At 70.5% G+C, this 16,491-nt stretch carries 21 protein-coding genes and 1 other RNA gene; 12 read left to right on the plus strand and 10 right to left on the minus strand.

Features of this window, described 5'->3' with window-relative positions; all coding sequences use genetic code 11:
* Positions 1 to 43: 43 nt before the first annotated feature.
* The 8 genes from N538_RS0108130 to N538_RS0108165 all read left to right on the plus strand — a co-directional run bounded on the left by N538_RS0108130 (position 44) and on the right by N538_RS0108165 (position 6,983).
* Entirely contained in the window at positions 44 to 505 is a 462-nt protein-coding gene (locus N538_RS0108130; protein WP_028636903.1) for a VOC family protein, read from the plus strand.
* Positions 506 to 552: 47 nt separating this feature from the next.
* Positions 553 to 1,404 carry a 3-methyl-2-oxobutanoate hydroxymethyltransferase gene (gene panB / locus N538_RS0108135; protein ID WP_028636904.1) on the plus strand — a complete coding sequence of 284 codons (852 nt, stop codon included), beginning with the start codon at positions 553 to 555 and terminating at the stop codon, positions 1,402 to 1,404.
* Positions 1,405 to 1,482: 78 nt separating this feature from the next.
* Positions 1,483 to 2,418, plus strand: a complete 936-nt coding sequence (locus N538_RS0108140) for an ABC transporter ATP-binding protein (RefSeq protein WP_028636905.1) — start codon at positions 1,483 to 1,485, stop codon at positions 2,416 to 2,418.
* The gene (locus N538_RS0108145) at positions 2,418 to 3,200 is read left to right on the plus strand and encodes an ABC transporter permease (protein ID WP_028636906.1); all 783 of its coding nucleotides are present in this window, start codon (positions 2,418 to 2,420) and stop codon (positions 3,198 to 3,200) included. Before N538_RS0108140 ends, N538_RS0108145 begins: the two co-directional genes overlap by 1 nt.
* A 14-nt stretch (positions 3,201 to 3,214) precedes the next feature.
* A complete protein-coding gene (locus tag N538_RS0108150) occupies positions 3,215 to 4,315 on the plus strand; it encodes a sensor histidine kinase (protein ID WP_028636907.1) in 1,101 nt (366 codons plus the stop codon).
* Positions 4,312 to 4,929 (plus strand): response regulator transcription factor, encoded by a 618-nt coding sequence (locus tag N538_RS0108155; RefSeq protein WP_028636908.1) that lies wholly within the window; start codon positions 4,312 to 4,314, stop codon positions 4,927 to 4,929. Before N538_RS0108150 ends, N538_RS0108155 begins: the two co-directional genes overlap by 4 nt.
* 22 nt (positions 4,930 to 4,951) lie before the next feature.
* Positions 4,952 to 6,109: a PQQ-dependent sugar dehydrogenase gene (locus tag N538_RS0108160; RefSeq protein WP_028636909.1), complete on the plus strand. Its 1,158-nt coding sequence runs from the start codon at positions 4,952 to 4,954 to the stop codon at positions 6,107 to 6,109.
* Positions 6,110 to 6,158: 49 nt separating this feature from the next.
* Positions 6,159 to 6,983 carry an endonuclease/exonuclease/phosphatase family protein gene (locus N538_RS0108165; protein WP_155992007.1) on the plus strand — a complete coding sequence of 275 codons (825 nt, stop codon included), beginning with the start codon at positions 6,159 to 6,161 and terminating at the stop codon, positions 6,981 to 6,983.
* Here the strand turns inward: N538_RS0108165 and N538_RS24385 are convergent.
* The 4 genes from N538_RS24385 to N538_RS0108185 are packed head-to-tail and all read right to left on the minus strand — an operon-like array spanning position 6,970 to position 8,384.
* Positions 6,970 to 7,221 carry a hypothetical protein gene (locus N538_RS24385; RefSeq protein ID WP_036569839.1) on the minus strand — a complete coding sequence of 84 codons (252 nt, stop codon included), beginning with the start codon at positions 7,219 to 7,221 and terminating at the stop codon, positions 6,970 to 6,972. The two genes, N538_RS0108165 and N538_RS24385, sit on opposite strands and share 14 nt — an antisense overlap.
* On the minus strand, positions 7,222 to 7,395 hold the full coding sequence (locus tag N538_RS28935) for a hypothetical protein (protein ID WP_197025273.1): 174 nt from the start codon (positions 7,393 to 7,395) through the stop codon (positions 7,222 to 7,224).
* Positions 7,396 to 7,404: 9 nt separating this feature from the next.
* Positions 7,405 to 7,818, minus strand: coding sequence for a tetratricopeptide repeat protein (locus N538_RS0108180; RefSeq protein ID WP_028636911.1), 414 nt, complete (start codon positions 7,816 to 7,818; stop codon positions 7,405 to 7,407).
* Positions 7,815 to 8,384: a GNAT family N-acetyltransferase gene (locus tag N538_RS0108185; RefSeq protein ID WP_028636912.1), complete on the minus strand. Its 570-nt coding sequence runs from the start codon at positions 8,382 to 8,384 to the stop codon at positions 7,815 to 7,817. The genes N538_RS0108180 and N538_RS0108185 overlap by 4 nt, the downstream gene beginning before the upstream one ends.
* Before the next feature lie 129 nt (positions 8,385 to 8,513).
* Here N538_RS0108185 and N538_RS0108190 point away from each other — a divergent pair, with 129 nt between their 5' ends.
* From N538_RS0108190 to N538_RS0108200, 4 genes are all read left to right on the plus strand, one after another.
* The gene (locus N538_RS0108190) at positions 8,514 to 9,743 is read left to right on the plus strand and encodes an HNH endonuclease signature motif containing protein (RefSeq protein ID WP_155992008.1); all 1,230 of its coding nucleotides are present in this window, start codon (positions 8,514 to 8,516) and stop codon (positions 9,741 to 9,743) included.
* Positions 9,740 to 10,501 carry an isocitrate lyase/PEP mutase family protein gene (locus tag N538_RS0108195; protein WP_028636914.1) on the plus strand — a complete coding sequence of 254 codons (762 nt, stop codon included), beginning with the start codon at positions 9,740 to 9,742 and terminating at the stop codon, positions 10,499 to 10,501. Before N538_RS0108190 ends, N538_RS0108195 begins: the two co-directional genes overlap by 4 nt.
* An 8-nt stretch (positions 10,502 to 10,509) precedes the next feature.
* Positions 10,510 to 10,892, plus strand: an RNA gene (rnpB, locus tag N538_RS27310) — RNase P RNA component class A.
* A 117-nt stretch (positions 10,893 to 11,009) separates the two neighbouring features.
* Positions 11,010 to 11,834: a nuclease-related domain-containing protein gene (locus N538_RS0108200; protein ID WP_028636915.1), complete on the plus strand. Its 825-nt coding sequence runs from the start codon at positions 11,010 to 11,012 to the stop codon at positions 11,832 to 11,834.
* A 715-nt stretch (positions 11,835 to 12,549) separates the two neighbouring features.
* Here N538_RS0108200 and N538_RS24390 read toward each other — a convergent pair.
* The 6 genes from N538_RS24390 to N538_RS0108235 form a co-directional block, all read right to left on the minus strand.
* Positions 12,550 to 12,942, minus strand: coding sequence for a peptidoglycan recognition protein family protein (locus N538_RS24390; RefSeq protein WP_051548980.1), 393 nt, complete (start codon positions 12,940 to 12,942; stop codon positions 12,550 to 12,552).
* A gap of 43 nt (positions 12,943 to 12,985) precedes the next feature.
* Positions 12,986 to 13,231: a superinfection immunity protein gene (locus N538_RS0108210; protein WP_036569842.1), complete on the minus strand. Its 246-nt coding sequence runs from the start codon at positions 13,229 to 13,231 to the stop codon at positions 12,986 to 12,988.
* A gap of 2 nt (positions 13,232 to 13,233) precedes the next feature.
* Positions 13,234 to 13,995, minus strand: a complete 762-nt coding sequence (locus tag N538_RS0108215; protein ID WP_028636917.1) for a DUF4839 domain-containing protein — start codon at positions 13,993 to 13,995, stop codon at positions 13,234 to 13,236.
* 616 nt (positions 13,996 to 14,611) lie between these two features.
* Entirely contained in the window at positions 14,612 to 15,088 is a 477-nt protein-coding gene (locus tag N538_RS24395; protein WP_155992009.1) for a hypothetical protein, read from the minus strand.
* Positions 15,089 to 15,441: 353 nt separating this feature from the next.
* Positions 15,442 to 15,996, minus strand: a complete 555-nt coding sequence (locus N538_RS0108230) for a TerD family protein (protein ID WP_197025274.1) — start codon at positions 15,994 to 15,996, stop codon at positions 15,442 to 15,444.
* A 9-nt stretch (positions 15,997 to 16,005) separates the two neighbouring features.
* Entirely contained in the window at positions 16,006 to 16,485 is a 480-nt protein-coding gene (locus tag N538_RS0108235; RefSeq protein ID WP_028636920.1) for a hypothetical protein, read from the minus strand.
* Positions 16,486 to 16,491: the final 6 nt, after the last annotated feature.

The following is a 16,491-nucleotide window of genomic DNA, read 5'->3' on the forward strand; positions in this document are numbered from 1 at the left end:
TGTAGGCCGATGAGTTCGAGCCGGATAGCCGGTCGGTAGTGCCATGCCCGAGATCAGCACCTGCCTGTGGTTCGACGACAACCTGATGGAGGCCGTGGAGTTCTACACGACGGTCTTCCCGAGCTCCGAGATCCGTGCGGTCTCGCACTACGACGACGGTCGCGTCCTCGCCGCGGAGTGGACCCTCGACGGCCAGCCCTTCCGCGGCATCAACGGGGGGCCGGTGCACGCCGGTTTCACGGAGACGATCTCGCTGAGCGTCAACTGCGCCGACCAGTCGGAGGTCGACTACTACTGGGACACCCTCGTCGCCGGTGGGCAGCCCGACCAGTGCGCCTGGCTCAAGGACAGGTTCGGGCTGTCCTGGCAGATCGTGCCGGTGCGCCTCTACGAGCTGATCTCCGACCCGGATCCCGCCCGGGCGCAGGCGGCGATCGCGGCGATGATGAAGCAGCAGAAGATCGTCATCGCCGACATCGAGGCCGCCGCCGACGCGGCCGGGTGACCAGCGACACAGGCTCGGCCGGCCGGAGCCGGGACTAGCCTGCCCTCATGACCGAGGAGACCGCGCCGTACGGCACCGGTCCGGCGAAGCCGGACGCACCCGCGATCAAGCGGATCCGCACGCACCACCTGCGGGAGATGAAGCAGCGCGGCGAGAGGTTCGCGATGCTCACGGCCTACGAGCAGTACGCCGCGCAGACCTTCGACGAGGCCGGCATCGAGGTGCTGCTCGTCGGTGACAGCGCGTCCAACAACGTCTACGCCAACGAGACGTCGCTCCCGGTCACGGTCGACGAGCTGATCCCGCTGGCGCGCGCGGTCACCCGTTCGGTGCGCCGCGCGCTCGTCGTCGCCGACCTGCCCTTCGGGTCCTACCAGGCCTCGCCCGAGCAGGCCTACCTCACCGCCGTCCGCTTCATGAAGGAGGCGAACGCCCACGCGGTGAAGCTCGAGGGCGGGATCGAGATGGTGCCCCAGGTCCGCAAGCTCACCGAGGGCGGCATCCCGGTGATGGCGCACATCGGCTTCACCCCGCAGTCCGAGCACAACCTCGGCGGCTACCGCGTCCAGGGCCGGGGCGAGGCCGCGAAGAAGGTCGTGGAGGAGGCCCAGGCGATGGAGGAGGCCGGCGCCTTCGCCGTGGTCATGGAGATGGTCCCGGGCGACGTCGCCACCGAGGTCACCGCGAGCGTCGGCATCCCCACGATCGGCATCGGCGCCGGCCCCAACTGCGACGGCCAGGTGCTCGTCTGGGGCGACGCGTTCGGCTTCCGCACCGGCAGGATGCCGCGGTTCGTCAAGCAGTACGCCGACCTCCACGGCGTACTCCTGAAGGCGGCGCAGGAGTACGCCGCCGACGTCAAGGCGGGCACGTTCCCCGCCGAGGAGCACACCTTTTAAGAACGCATGACAACTGTCACGGGCGAGTCGTGACGCCGGTGTGAGGCGGCGAGCACCGGGAGCCGACAGAGTGCTGCCATGACCTCCTCCAGCGCCCTCACCGAGGGCTCCCCGACGGCCGGCACCCACCCGGTCCCGGCGGTCCGGCTCCGCGGGGTGACGAAGGACTTCGGCCCCGTGCACGCCGTGCGCGGGATCGACCTCGAGCTCCAGCAGGGCGAGATCGTCGCGTTCCTCGGCCCGAACGGCGCCGGCAAGACCACCACCATCGACATGGTCCTCGGCCTCTCGCGGCCGACCACCGGCACGGCGCAGGTGCTCGGCCTCGAGCCGCGCCAGGCCGTGGCCCGCGGGCTCGTGTCCGCGGTCATGCAGACCGGCGGGCTGCTCAAGGACCTCACGGTCCGCGAGACCGTCGAGTACACCGCGAGCCTCTTCGCCGACACCCGTCCCGTCGACGAGGTGCTCGAGAACGCCGGCATCTCGGGGCTCGGCGACCGGAAGGTCGCGAAGTGCTCGGGCGGCGAGCAGCAGCGGCTGCGGTTCGCGATGGCGCTCCTCTCGGATCCGGCGCTGCTGCTGCTCGATGAGCCGACGACCGGCATGGACGTCGAGGGCCGGCGCACCTTCTGGTCGGCGATCCGTGCCGACGCCGAGCGCGGCCGCACGGTCATGTTCGCGACGCACTACCTCGAGGAGGCGGACGCGTACGCCGACCGGATCGTGCTGATCAGCCACGGCCGGATCGTCGCCGACGGCACCGGCGCGCAGATCAAGGCGCTCGCCTCGGGCCGGACGATCCGCGCCACCCTGCCCGGCGCCGACACCAGCGCGCTGGCCGCGATGCCGGGCGTCACCGGCGTCGAGGTGCGCGGTGACACCGTGCTCGTGCACAGCAAGGACAGCGACGCGGTCGCGCGCCACCTGCTCACCCACACCCACGCCCGGGACCTGGAGATCACCTCCCAGGGCCTCGAGGACGCGTTCCTGAGCCTGACCGGAGAGGACTCCTGATGAGCACGACGACGATCGACCCGACCGCGCGCAGGGTGCCGCCGCTGGGCGGCTTCAACCTCACGATCCTGCGGATCGAGCTGAAGCGGATGCTGCGCAACCGCCGCACGGTGATCTTCACGCTGATCTTCCCGGCCGCGCTGTTCCTGAGCTTCGGCTCCACCGAGGACTGGAACGACGGCGTCGGGCACGGCAACGTCGCCGCGTACGTCATGGTCTCGATGGCCCTGTACGGCGCCGCGCTGACCGCCGCCGCGGCCGGCACCCAGGTCGCCCTGGAGCGGGCGATGGGCTGGTCACGCCAGCTGCGGCTCACGCCGCTGAACCCGGCGGTGTACATCGTCATCAAGGCGATGCTCGCGCTGGTGCTCGGCGCCCTCGCGATCGCGGTCGTCAACCTGGTCGGCTACCTCCAGGGCAAGCCGGACATGGCGTCCGGCGTCTGGATCGAGTGCGCCTTGCTGACGCTGGCCTGCACGTCAGTCTTCGCGGCGCTCGGCCTGTTCGTCGGCTACCTGGTCCCCGGGGAGAACGCCATGCAGATCCTCGGCCCCGGCCTGGCCCTGCTCTCCTTCCTCGGCAACGTCTTCATCCCGATCGACGAGGGCACCTGGATCTACGCGATCGCCCAGTGGACCCCGATGTACGGCGTCGCCGAGATCAGCCGCTACCCGCTCACCGGCGACCTGAGCTGGATCGCCTGCGTGAACGCCGCGCTGTGGCTGGCGGTCTTCGTCGGCGGTGCGGCCTGGCGGATGGCGAAGGACACGGCTCGCGTGTGACTACCCTTCCGGCCATGAGCGAGCAGCGGACGCCGCCGAACCAGATGGCTCGGTTCGGTCCGATGTTCGCCGCCGTCTGGCTGTTCTTCCTCATCGACCCGCTGCTGACCGGCTGGCACCACCGCGACGAGGTCAGCGGCATCGTCGGGATGCTCGCGACCGTCGCGTTCGCGGTCGTCTACATGGCGCTCTGGGTGCGGATGCGCGAGGACCGGGTGCGGCTGATCGAGCACTCCCCGCTGCGGTTCACCGCGCCGTACCTGGGCGGACTCGCGGCGCTCGCCCTCGTGATGATCCTCAGCCTCGGCGAGACCGGCCTGGCCAGCGTCGTCTACATCGCGGTCGCCTGCATGATGGTGCTGCCGCTACGGGTCGCGGCCGCCGTCGTCGTGGTCCTGACCATCGGCTCGGTCGCGCTCAGCGGCGTGGAGGGCTGGGGAAGCCAGCTCGGTCTCGCGTTCGGGATCGTCGCGGCCTCGGTCGCGATCTTCGGCATGCGGATGGTGATCCGCCGCAACCTCGACCTGCTCCGCGCCGAGCAGGAGAACGCCAACCTCGCGATCGAGAACGAGCGCAGCCGCTTCGCCCGCGACCTGCACGACATCCTCGGCCACTCGCTCACGGTCATCACCGTGAAGGCCGAGCTCGCCCAGCGGCTCTTCGACGTCGACCCGGAGCGGGCCCGCGCGGAGATCGCCGACCTGGAGCGGCTCAGCCGCGACGCGCTCGCCGACGTACGCCGGGCGGTCGAGGGCTACCGCGAGCTCACGCTGCCGGGCGAGCTGGCCCGGGCGCGCACCGCGCTGGCCGCGGCCGAGATCGAGGCGCACCTGCCGAACTCCACCGACGACGTGCCGACCGACCTGCGCGAGCTGTTCGCGTGGACGGTCCGCGAGGGCGTCACCAACGTGATCCGGCACTCCGGCGCCCGGGTCTGCGAGGTCCGGCTCTCCCCCACCTGCGCCGAGGTCCTCGACGACGGCCGCGGCCCGGACGGCACCGGCCGGGGCTCCGGCCTGAACGGCCTCCGCGAGCGGGCCGACGTCGTCGGCGCCACGGTCGTGACCCGTCGCCTCGAGCCGGGCTTCAGCCTCCAGGTCGTGCGCGCCCCATGAGCGACCGAGCGATCCGACTGCTGCTCGCCGACGACCAGGCCCTGGTGCGCGGCGCGCTGTCCGCGCTGCTCGGCCTCGAGCCCGACCTCGAGGTGGTCGCGGAGGTGGGCGCGGGCGACCAGGTCGTCCCGGCCGCCCTCGAGCACCATCCCGACGTCGCGCTCCTGGACGTCGAGATGCCCGGCATGGACGGCATCGCCGCGACGGCCGCGCTGCGCGCCTCGGTGCCGGACGTCCGGGTGCTCATCGTGACCACGTTCGGGCGGCCCGGCTACCTCCGCCGTGCGATGCAGGCCGGTGCGTCCGGGTTCGTCGTCAAGGACACGCCGGCGGCGCAGCTGGCCGACGCGGTACGCCGGGTGCACGCCGGGCTGCGCGTCGTCGATCCCGCGCTCGCGACCGACAGCCTGGTCGCCGGCGAGTCCCCGCTCACCGCTCGGGAGACCGAGGTGCTGCAGGCGGCGCGGGATGGCTCGTCGGTCGCGGCGATCGCCGCGAAGCTCTTCCTCTCCGAGGGCACGGTGCGCAACCACCTGTCGTCGGCGATCGGCAAGACCGGCGCCACCAACCGCGCGGAGGCGGTGCTCACCGCCGACGGCAACGGTTGGCTCTGACCCGGCTGGGTAGGTTGGCCGCATGCGCAGGATCGTGCTCGGAGCCCTCGTCGCCCTTACCGCCTCGCTGCTCCCGCCGCCCGCGCACGCGCAGGCACCCACGCCCGAACGCGCGCCGCACTTCCCCGCGCTCCGCGTGCACCGGCTCGTCACGGGGCTCGACCATCCCTGGGACGTGCGCCCGATCGGCGACGGGAGGCTGCTGTTCACCCAGCGCGACCGGGCGACCGTGTCGCTGTGGGACGGGCAGCAGGCCCACCCGATCCAGGGGTTCCCGACCGACTCGGTCTGGGTGTCCGGCGAGACCGGGCTGATGGGGCTGGAGACGGATCCCCACTTCGCCACCAACCGGCGCTTCTACACCTGCCAGGGCGGGACGACCGAGACCGGCCACGACGTCCGGGTCATGTCCTGGACGCTCACCGAGGACCTCACGACCATCGCGACCAGCAAGGAGCTACTGCACGGGCTCCCCGCGACCAGCGGGCGGCACGGCGGCTGCCGGCTGCTCGCGCTCGACGACGGCTCGCTCTACGTCGGCACCGGCGACGCCGCGACCGGCACCAACCCGGAGAACAAGAAGTCGCTCGGTGGCAAGACGCTCCGTCTCGACGCCTCCACCGGCAGGCCGTGGCCGGACAACCCGTTCCACAACTCCGACAACCGCCGGAAGCGCTACGTGCAGACCTACGGGCACCGCAACGTCCAGGGCCTGACCCTCCGCAAGGACGCCTCGGGAGGCGTCTGGTCGATCGAGCAGGGCACCTACCGCGACGACGAGGTCAACGTCCTCGAGAACGGCGGGGACTACGGCTACAACCCGGTCCCCGGCTACAACGAGAGCGTGCCGATGACCGACCACTCGCTCCCCGGCCAGCAGATCGGTGCGGTGTGGCGCTCCGGCGACCCGACCGTCGCGACCTCCGGCGGCGACTTCGTCTACGGCAAGCGCTGGGGCGCGTACGACGGCACCCTCGCGGTCGCCGCGCTCAAGGGCGAGCGGGTGCTGTTCCTGCGGCTGAAGCCGACCGCGGACCTCGCCGGTGTCCGGGTGCCGCCGGCGCTGCGGAAGTACGGCCGGATCCGCACCGTCGTCGACGGCCCGGGGTCGGTCGTCTACGTGACCACCGACAACGGCGCGGGCAACGACGTGATCCTGGCGGTGCGGCCGCGCCGCTGATGCGGGCGAAAGGGTCAAGCGACCGGCCCGGGTCGCCGATGATCCATCCGTGCTCTCTCGGATGATCCTTCCTGCCCTGCTCCTGCTCGCCGCCCCGCTCGCGCCGACCCCGGCGCACGCCGCCGACGGCCCGCGCCACCTGGTGGTCGCCTCGTTCAACGTGCTCGGCGCCGACCACACCGACGGCAAGCACGGCCGGCGTGGGTTCGACGACTCCCCGGCCCGCCTGGACCGGGCGATCAAGCTGCTCCGGCGTACCCACGTCGACCTGGTCGGCTTCCAGGAGCTCCAGGACCCGCAGTACGACCGGTTCCTCGCCAGGGTCGGCGACCGGTGGGGCGTCTACGCCGGCGCGGCGTGGGACACCGACAACTCGATCGGCTGGCGGCTGGACCGGTTCTCGCTCGTGCAGGGCTGGTCCGTCGCGGTGCCGTACTTCCACGGGAACACCCGCTACATGCCGGTCGTCGAGCTGCGCGTGCTCCACACGCGGCGGCACGTGTTCGTGATGAACACCCACAACCCGGCCGACACGCGCGGAGACGCCTCGGCCTGGCGCGCGCAGGCGGTGCGCACCGAGCGGGCGGTCACCCGGAAGCTGTCGAACCAGCAGCACGCCCCGGTGATCATGACCGGGGACATGAACGACCGCGCCGCGTTCTTCTGCCCGTTCACCCAGAGCGGTGTCATGCACTCGTTCATCGGCGGCGGGCACGCCAAGGGAGCCGACTGCCGGCCGCCCGACGCGATGGGCGTCGACTGGATCCTCGGCAACCGGTACGTCGAGTTCGGCGCGCCGCGGGTCGACCGCTCGGCCCTGGTCGCGGCGACCACCGACCACCCGCTGGTCAGCGCACCGGTCACCCTGCGCTGAGCAGCGCCACCCCGCCGGCCCACAGCAGGAGCGCGACCACCGCCACCGCCGGCACCCAGCGGGGGTGCAGCGTCCACCAGGCGCAGGCGACGACGAACAGCGCCGCCCACGCCAGCAGCAGCAGGAGCACGACCCACCACGGCGCGAACAGCAGGCTCGCGGCGTACAGGAAGAACGCGCACGCCATCCCGGCCATGCCGACGAACGGCCAGGGCGAGACCTCGGCGCGCTCGATCACTCAGTCGTTCCAGCTCGGGTCGTCGTCCCAGTCCTGGTTGCGCTGCTCGGCCTTCTCGAGGGCGTGCTCGGCCTCTTCCCGGGTGGGGTACGGCCCGAGCCGGTCGATGGGCGGGCACACGTCCTCGCCCTGCTCGACCCGGTGGTGCTTGACGCAGAACCAGAAGTCGCTCATGCGGCGACCCTAGTCCGCGAGCAGCTGCTCCACGCGCAGCGCGGCGAGCCCGTGGTCGGGGTCACCGCTCATCACGGCGGCCAGCCGCAGGTGCGGCAGCGCGTCGGCGTACCGGCTCTGGCGCTCCAGGCAGCGGCCGAGCGCGTGCTGCGCCCAGTCGTCGGACGGGTTCTCCTCGACCAGCTTCTCGAGCTCCGCCTCCGCGCGCTGGAGCTGGACGCGCATCAGGTAGGCCCAGGCCCGCAGCGTGCGCAGGCCGGTGTTGTCCGGCTCCTGCTCCAGCGCGGGCTCCAGTACCTCGAGCGCCTCCTTGGGCGCCCGGCGGGCGAGGAGGTCGAAGGCAGTGCGGTACGCCGACTCGGGGGACGCCTGGCCGCCCGGGAAGACGACCGGCGGCGCCTGCAGCTCGTGGTTCTCAGTCATGCCTGCTCAACGTCGTTGCCGGCCCGCGGATTCCCGGGCGGCTCGTCGTGGAGGATGCGCTGGAAGAGCACGTGGTCCTGCCACTCGCCGCCGATGTAGAGGAACCGTCGCGCCAGGCCGTACTCCTCGAAACCGGCCCTGCGCAGGACGCCCTGGCTCCTGGTGTTGTGCACGAGCGTGCCGGCCTCCAGCCGGTGCAGCCCGAGCCGTCGTGCCTCGACGGCCGCGTGCTCCACCATCGCGGTCGCGAGGCCCCGCCCGAGGTGGTCGCCGTCGACCCAGTAGCCCACGGTCGCGCTCTGCAGCATCCCGCGCACGACGTTGTCGATCGCGACCTGCCCGGCGATCGCGCCGTCGTCCCAGAGCAGGAACGGGTGCCGCTTGCCCGCGTCGCGGTCGGCGGACTGGCGTGCGATGTCCTCGCGCTGGCCCTCGACGGTGAAGAAACGCTCGGGGCGGACCGGGTCCCACGGCGCGAGGTGCTCGCGGTTGCGGTCGTACGCCGCCGCCCGCGCCTCCGCGTCCTCGATCCTCAGTGGCCGGAGCTCGTAGCCGTCGGGAAGCACTCGCTCAGGTTAGTGGGGGCTCGCGGGGTCGCCCCGAAAGAATTTCGACGAGTTGTCTCACATCCCGGTCAGAACCAGGGTTCTGGGCCCTCGAATGTCGGTGGCCGGTGGTGGGGTGGAGCTGTGATCGTGACCGACAGCAGCCACCAGCCTCTCGTGGTCGAGGACCTCGACGACGACTGGCTGCTGGCGCTGTGCGAGGACACCGAGGTCGAGTCCCGGCGTCTGGACCGCACCAAGCTGCGGCTCGCACTGGAGTGGGCACACCGGCACCCCGCGGCCCCCGAGGACGTCGTCAAGGGCCACGTCGACCCGGTCAGCAATCCCGGGACCCCCGAGGTGGAGGAGTTCACCGCGGAGTCCCTCGGCGCCGCGTTCGGGATCACCACCCACGCCGCCCTCCAGCTGATGGCCGACGCCCTGGCCCTGCACCACCGTCTCCCGCGCACCTGGGCGCGCGTCGAGGCTTTGGAGGTGCCCGCCTGGCGGGGCCGCCGGATCGCGCAGGCCACCGGCCCGCTCACCGCCGAGCAGGCCGCGGCGGTCGACGCCGTCCTCGCCCCCCGGGCCGACAGGTGCGGGGTCCGGGCCATCGACCAGGCCGTGGCCGAGGCCACCGACACCGTCGTGCAGGAGCAGACCGAGCGGCTGGACCGGAGCAACTGGAACGTCGAGCTCTTCCACGGCCCGATGGCCGGGGCCGGACGCTGGGCCGGCACGTCGGTGCTGGTGGTCACCGGTGACACCGCCGACCTGACCCACCACTACGAGCAGATCAACGCCCACCTCGAGCCGGGACCGGAGCCGATCGAGGTACGCCGCGCGATCGCGTTCGGTGTCCTGGCCCGCAAGCTCGGCGGCGGGAAGCCGCCCCGGCTCAGGCTCTACGTGCACGCCGACCTCACCGACCTCGACGACGAGACGATCGGCACCGGATCGGTCGAGCGGCTCGGTCCGCTGACGATGGGCCGGATCAAGGAGTGGGTCGGCCACGCCCAGGTGACCGTGCTGCCGGTGCTGCGGATGGACCGGTCGGACTCCGTCGACCGGCACGACCCGCCGCCGTGGATGCGGGAGCTCGTCATCCTGCGCGACCAGCACTGCGTGTTCCCGCACTGCCAGACCGACGCCCGGTCCTGCGACCTCGACCACGTCATCGCCTACCGAGACGGCGGTCCGACCTGCCCGTCGAACCTCGCACCGCTGTGCCGACGCCACCACCGCGCCAAGACCCGACGACGATGGCGCTACCGACGCGACCCCGACGGCACCTACACCTGGACCGGACCCCACGACCGCCGCTTCACCGTCTCGTCCGACGGCACGGCGTCGCTGCCGCCTGCTTCACTCGGCCCATGACGTCGTTCCGCGCCCTCCACCACGCCGGGCTGCCCCTGCTGCTGCCGAACGCGTGGGACGTGCCGTCGGCGATCGCGTTCGTGGAGGCGGGGTTCCCCGCGGTGGGGACCACGAGCTTCGGGGTCGCGACGTCGGCGGGGCACCCGGACGGGGACGGCACGACCCGTGACGCCAACCTGGTGCTCGCGCGGCGGCTGAAGCGCCTTCCGGTGCCGGTCTCGGTCGACGTCGAGGACGGGTATTCCGAGGATCCCGCACAGGTCGCGGAGTACGTCGCCGAGCTGGGCGTCGACGGCGTCAACATCGAGGACAGCGCCGCGGCACTGCTGGTCGACCCCGCGCGGCACGCCGCCAAGGTGGCGGCCGTCAAGGAGCGCAGCCCCGACGTGTTCGTGAACGCGCGCGTCGACACCTACTGGTTCGGCCAGGACGCGACCGTCGAGGCGACCGTCGCGCGGGCGATGGCGTACGTCGCCGCGGGGGCCGACGGCGTCTTCGTGCCGGGCCTCACGGACCCGGCCGCGATCCGCGAGATCGCCGCCGCCGTCCCGGCTCCCCTCAACCTCCTCCCGGTGCCCGGGATGACGCTCGCCGAGCTCGCCGGCCTCGGCGTACGCCGGGTCAGCACCGGCTCGCTGCCCTACCGCGCGGCCGTCGACGCGGCCGTGGCGGTCGCGACGACCATCCGCGACGGAGGTCCCCCGCCGGCCGCCACGCCGTACGACGAGGCGCAGGCCCGGCTGCGCCGCTATCCTTGAGCCGCGGATGGGCTGGCCGGGCGACCGCGTGGAGGCAACTCCCCGAGGAAGGTCCGGGCTCCACAGGGCAAGGTGGTGGGTAACACCCACCCGGGGCAACCCGCGGGAAAGTGCCACAGAGAACAGACCGCCCCTCCCGTCTCGACGAGAGGGGTAAGGGTGAAACGGTGGAGTAAGAGCCCACCAGCGACCGGGGCGACCCGGCCGGCTCGGCAAACCCCACCTGGAGCAAGGTCAAGAAGTTCGGTGCTCGCACCGGACGCGCGCACGTTCGAGGGCGGCCCGCCCGAGTGCGCGGGTAGACCGCTGGAGGGCGTCGGCAACGGCGCTCGTAGATGGATGGTCGCCACGCTTCGGCGTACAGAACCCGGCCTACAGGCCAGCCCGTCCGCACAACTACCGTCTTCCGCTCGCTGGTCGAGTAGCCGAGCGAGGAACGAGCGAGGCGTATCGAGACCCCCGCAGCGAACCCGGGACGTAGGCCTCGGTCCGTAGCTAGGGTCCGAATATGTCCGCCGACGAGAAGCAGATGAAGCTCCGTTACGCCGGCGTCTGCCGTCGCTGCGGAGCCGAGCTGACGGCCCGCACAGAGGCGATCTACGAGCGCTCGACGAAGACCGTCCGCTGCCTCGACTGCTCCCCTGCTGAGCCAGCGCCGCTGGACGAGCTTGTCGAGTCCCCGGAGCCGATCGACATCGGCACCCCCGGTGCCTCCGCAAGACGCGAGTACGAGCGTCGCCAGGCCAAGCGCGAGACGCGCGTCCGCGAGAAGCACCCCAAGCTCGGCGGCCTGATCCTCGCGCTGAGCGACGACCCGCAGTCCACGATGGTCTGGGACCAAGGCGCCAACGGCGAGGAGACCCTCGGCCAAGGTCTCAACAAGCTCGCCTCCGACACACTGCGCGTCCTCCACGACCGCCGCATCCCCGGCACCCGCGCCAACATCGACCACATCGCCGTCACGCCGACCGGCATCTACGTCATCGACGCCAAGAAGTACAAGGGCCGACCATCGCTCAAGGTCGAGGGCGGCATCCTCCGCCCCCGCGTCGAGAAGCTCCTGGTCGGCACTCGCGACCAGACCAAACTTGTGGACGGCGTCCTCAAGCAGGTCGACGTCGTCCGCGCGATCATCGGCAACGACATCCCCGTCACCGGCGTCCTCTGCTTCATCGAAGCGGACTGGCCGCTCGTCGGCGGCGCCTTCAGCACCCGCGGGGTCGAGGTCCTTTGGCCAAAAAAGCTCTACCCGCGGCTCACCACCGACGGCTCGATTGCCTCTGACGTCGAGGATTTGCACCGCAGGTTGGTGTCAGCGCTGCCGCCCGCATGAATGTGACGTGAACCGACGCCCCGCTGCACAGCGCACAGAATGGCGCGCCTGCGTATGCCTCGATCGGCGTCACAACCTCCCGCGCAGTGAGGAAGTCACCGATCCGGCGAGCAGTCTTCGCGTCCTGCACCCGACGCTCGTTCGCGGCCTTCACCTGCGGAGCAGCTGCCCCTTGCCGGCGAGCGCACACTTCGAGCAGTCCTTCAAAGGTTCCAGCGGCACCTCACGCGCCATAGGTCACGCCACGACCCGAAACCGGCCGTGGCTCAGACGCGTCAACGACGACTCCCCAGAGACACCGTCAGCATCCGCACCGGTGTACCCGAGATTGCGCTGCCACCGCGCGTACGCCTGCCGGGTGTCGGGACCGAACACGCCGTCGACGGTGAGCTTGGTCCCGAGTTCCGTGTTGAGCGCGGCTGGATCCCCCTCACGCCCGGGAGCGCCATGACGACCTCCGCCTGGTGGGTGACGTTCGACAGGTCGACCGCAGGCAGCGCCGGCTTCGGGGCGTCTTCGGGCCCTTGTGTGAACCAGGCTTTCGCCCGGGCGTCCCAGCGGCTGCGGCGGCGATGTCGGCACGGAACTTGTCCAGGTCGAGCATGCCCCGGGTCCCACTCGCCGGTCGTCGACGTCTCCTTGTGTGCGCGCTGCTCTGGACGGACGTGCCGAGGAGGCGCTCGAGGACGACGCCGGTGGTGACCATCGCGTCGTACTAGGCGGGCTTCCAGCCTTCGGATCCGGTGTTCTGGACCTCGACGCCGATGTAGAGGACGTTGCCGTCTCCGCCTGCGACGCTCGGGGAGGGGCGTGCGACGCCGGCGTGGTTGGCGCGCCCGGCTGAGCACACGTACACGGCTCCGTCGCGGCCGATCGACAGGTGGGAGAGCGGTGCGGGGAGGTCGGACCGGCCGTCGCAGGCGAGCCACTTCGCGTACGCGAGGCCGCCGGGCGCGCCGCCGGTGTCGTGCCAGAGGACGCCGACGGGGTCGAACCCGCCGGTGTAGCTGGGGCGGCCGCGCCTCTGCCAGCCGTCGATCTCGACGACGGTGAGTCCTGCTGTGCGGGGCAGCTTCGGGAGGGTGGGTGGCAGGTAGCGGTACGTCATGCCTGGGACGGTCCGATTCGTCGGCCCCAGGGCAGGGGTCAGATCAGCGCTGTCGTGACGACAACCCCACGGCCTGGTGAGCCATGACGGCCAGCACGAACGCAGCGATCCAGCCGATGAGGGTCCACCCGAGGAACAGGTTCAGCCAGAAGATCGCCCACGCGTTCGACTTCCCGCGCAGGGCCGCGATCATCCACGGGAGGAAGTACCCGACGGTGAGGACGGTCAGGACGACGCTGATGGTGGCGCTGATCGGCCGGGCGCGCCGGTCGGTGATGACCCTGGCCATGGTCACTTCCGGAACTCGGTGGAGACCGGCTCGAGGAAGAACAGGCACGTCTGCGGGTTGTACTCGTCGACGTCGGCAACGACGTGGATGAGGTCCCCGGTCCCGAACCGGTTGGGCACGTCCCCGGTGAAGTTCAGATCGCCGGTGTTGACGTCCTCGAACTTGAAGTACGGCCCGATGGCGGCGTTGGGTCCCTTGTCGCCCGGGGTGATGAGGATGTCGTAGCGGGTGTCGTAGCTGCCGTGCGGGGCCATGTCGGCGATGCCGCCGTCGAACTCGATGGTCCGGTCCGCGTTGTCTGTTGCGAACGTCTTGACTGCCTTGTCGCATTCGCCACCGACGAGGAGGGCTGCGAAGTCGTCGTTGTTCTTGGCCGTGATGACCTCGTCGGCGTCGTCGGTTTCCGTGGGGGTCTCTCCGGGCTCCTCGGTGGGGGTCTCGGCGGCCGTCTCTGACGGGGTGTCGGACGGGGTGGGCGTGCTGGTAGCCGCGGCCGTCGCCGGGGTGTCATTGTCGTCCCCCTGGAACAGGCTGGCGATGCCGACGATGGCGAGGATAAGGACGCCGACACCAAGCAGCGCGGCAATCGGGAGCCACGGGACCTTCGGTGCGAGCTTGCGGAAGTTCAGCGTGGTGCGAAGCTTGCCCGGGGTCTGGTCGATGAGCTCCCAGCCCTGACCTTCCCATTTCGCGATCGAGCGTGCCTCGGTGCCGCGGATCGCCTGGACGGTCTTGTGCTGGTATTTCACGTTGTCGTCAGCCATGTGGCTTCGAGCCCCCGGTTTCATTCTCATCGGCTACGGAACTCACGGGAGCATACGGGCCATCCGGACGGTGAGCGTCAACGACGAGAGAACCTACTAGCAGGGGGTGAACCCATGAGGAACCGATGAACCCAAAGAGAGTCAGAATCGGTTTCTTCTTTCCCTAACTACTACTACTTCTACTCGATCTCCTGTTGTTCTGTGTTAGCGCGCTGATGGGCTCCACGGGTTCTTTTCGCAGGTCATCCCGTGAAGGGGCGGGGCAGATCGTCCGGTTCCGCGCTGGGTTCCGACGGGTTCCTGAATGGGTTCACCCGAAGCTGTGTCAGTGGTGCAATGGCAACCACCTGTCTCCTGGGCGGAGACGGGTCTGCCGGGGTCGTGCTTGGTCAGAACGGGTTGGGTCCTGTGGAGGCGTCTACCCTTAGTCCGACGCCGAACCAGTGGTACCGGCGCTCGGGTCCCTGCTTCTTCCACTCGAGGCGGTCCGTCCACCGCGGTGAACCCCCGCTCCGCAGACCACGTGCGCCGCGATGGTGACGGCGTCGGCCATGAGTAGCAGCGACCAGGCCTCGTGATCGTGCCCCAACGGAGAGCGACGTGCCAAGAGGAGCGTTCAGGAGACCACGTGAGCGTCGTCGAGCCAGGCAATCGTGTGGTACCCGAAGTTCATGCATGCCTCCCGCGGCGAGGTCGCCGGATCACGCTCAGCACGCAGCACGATCTCACCCTCCACCTGGTAGAGGGTGACCGCCGCCAACGCCACGGCGGCAGGAGCCGGTTCCAGGGGGACGTCGATCCGCGAGCCGGCTTGCGTGGAGATCAGCAGCGCTCCCGCCCAGGTCACGGCGGTGCCCGAGCTTGAGTACAGCACGAAAACTGCTCTCGCCAGGGATCGGACCTGCCGCAGGTCGATGCTGAGGCGAGGGAATCGGTCCTGCCCGGCGGTCAGCAGGGGAAGCCGCGCCTCAGGCGGTCCTGTCCGCTGTCCGCTATGGGGATTCAGGAACGAAGTCTGGCCCGAGTCCAACGCATAGGCGCAGCCGAGGGCGACGTCGCCAGCCCCGGAGGTGACCGCGGCCTGCACGCTCAAGGTGCCGATCCCGCTCGCGAGACGCGTGAGCGCCACCGCTGGCGCGATGGGTGAGAGCAGCAGCCGGCCACTTGCGGGCATGCTCGCAAGCCGCCGCCGCGCGGGCGAAGGATCCGTTCGTCCGGTCGTGGGCGCGGGGCTCGCCCGAGGCGTCGTCTCCGGCACCGCGGCGAACGGCTCGGTCGAATTGTCGTCCAGGTCGAGCGATGAGCTTGGGGACGGCCTCGTGGCAGCGCGCGCCTCCGCGGGTGATGGCGGTGGCACCGGAGGAGGGACCGGAGTCAACGATCGCGACGACCGCACGGAGAGGAAGGTGAGGTCCGCACGTGGGCGAGCGCCGGTCGGGTCCAGTCTCACAGGGGAAGCCCGAAGTCACGAGCGAGTGCCGTAATGCCCTCGGCGTACCCCTCACCGAGGACCTTGAACTTCCAGCCGCTCTCGTGCCGGTACATCTCGCCGAGGGTCAGGGCCGTCTCGAAGCTCAGTGCCGGTGCGAGATTCTCGGAGGTGACCAGCTCGGCGTTGTCTGCCCGGTTCAGCACCCGGACTGTGCAGGACCGCAGCTGGCCCAGGGTCCGCCGGGGCACAGGACCGTCATTGACGTAGACCGCGACCGCAATCCGGGTCACCTCCGCAGGAACAGAACCGAGATCGATCTCGACCTGCTCCTTGTCGCCGGCCAGCGCGGTCTCGAGCTGCTTGACCGAAAGATCCGGCGAGCTCAACTGGTTGAAGAACACGAAGTGCTCGTCGGACAGTGCATGGTTCGGTCGGTCGCACAACAACGTCGCCATCACTAGGTTGGCTTCGAGGACATGCTCCCGGCCTGTGTCCCAGCGCACGCCGACCACCACTCCCGTCAACGACGGAATCTCGCGGGTGAGCGCCACGTTGGCGCCACGCTTCATCGGCGGCATCTACAGGTCCAGATCTGATCGTGTGAACTTCGTGCGGAGGAAGTTGCCCTGCGTGACTAGTTTGTCGGCATCGCGGGCGCGTGTCGCGACAAGTACGTCGGTGGCGGCCGACCACAGGTTGTCCAGCTGTTCCCTGATCTGCGCACGGGGATCATGAGACGTCGACAAGGATGCCTCAGCCGTCGCGAGATCGAGGGCCAGAAAGCCGCGAAGTGTTGTCGGCAGGTAGTCACGCACGATCCCGCGCACCGAGAGGATTGCCTGGATGTCTGGCACGTCGTCATCCGAGAGGCAGTCCAGGATCTCCCGGACCACATCGGTGACACCGCGGGCGGCCACCACCGCACCGACGGGCAGCCGCCCCGCGTTGCGGTTGATCATGCGGATCAGCTCAACCAGGTCGGCGGCGAGGACCTCCGGGGTGTCCGGATCCCGCTCCGTCGGCTCGGGGCTGCGGGCGCGACGGAACCAGGACGTCATGGGCGC

The organism is Nocardioides sp. URHA0032 (assembly GCF_000620645.1).
GTDB lineage: Bacteria > Actinomycetota > Actinomycetes > Propionibacteriales > Nocardioidaceae > Nocardioides.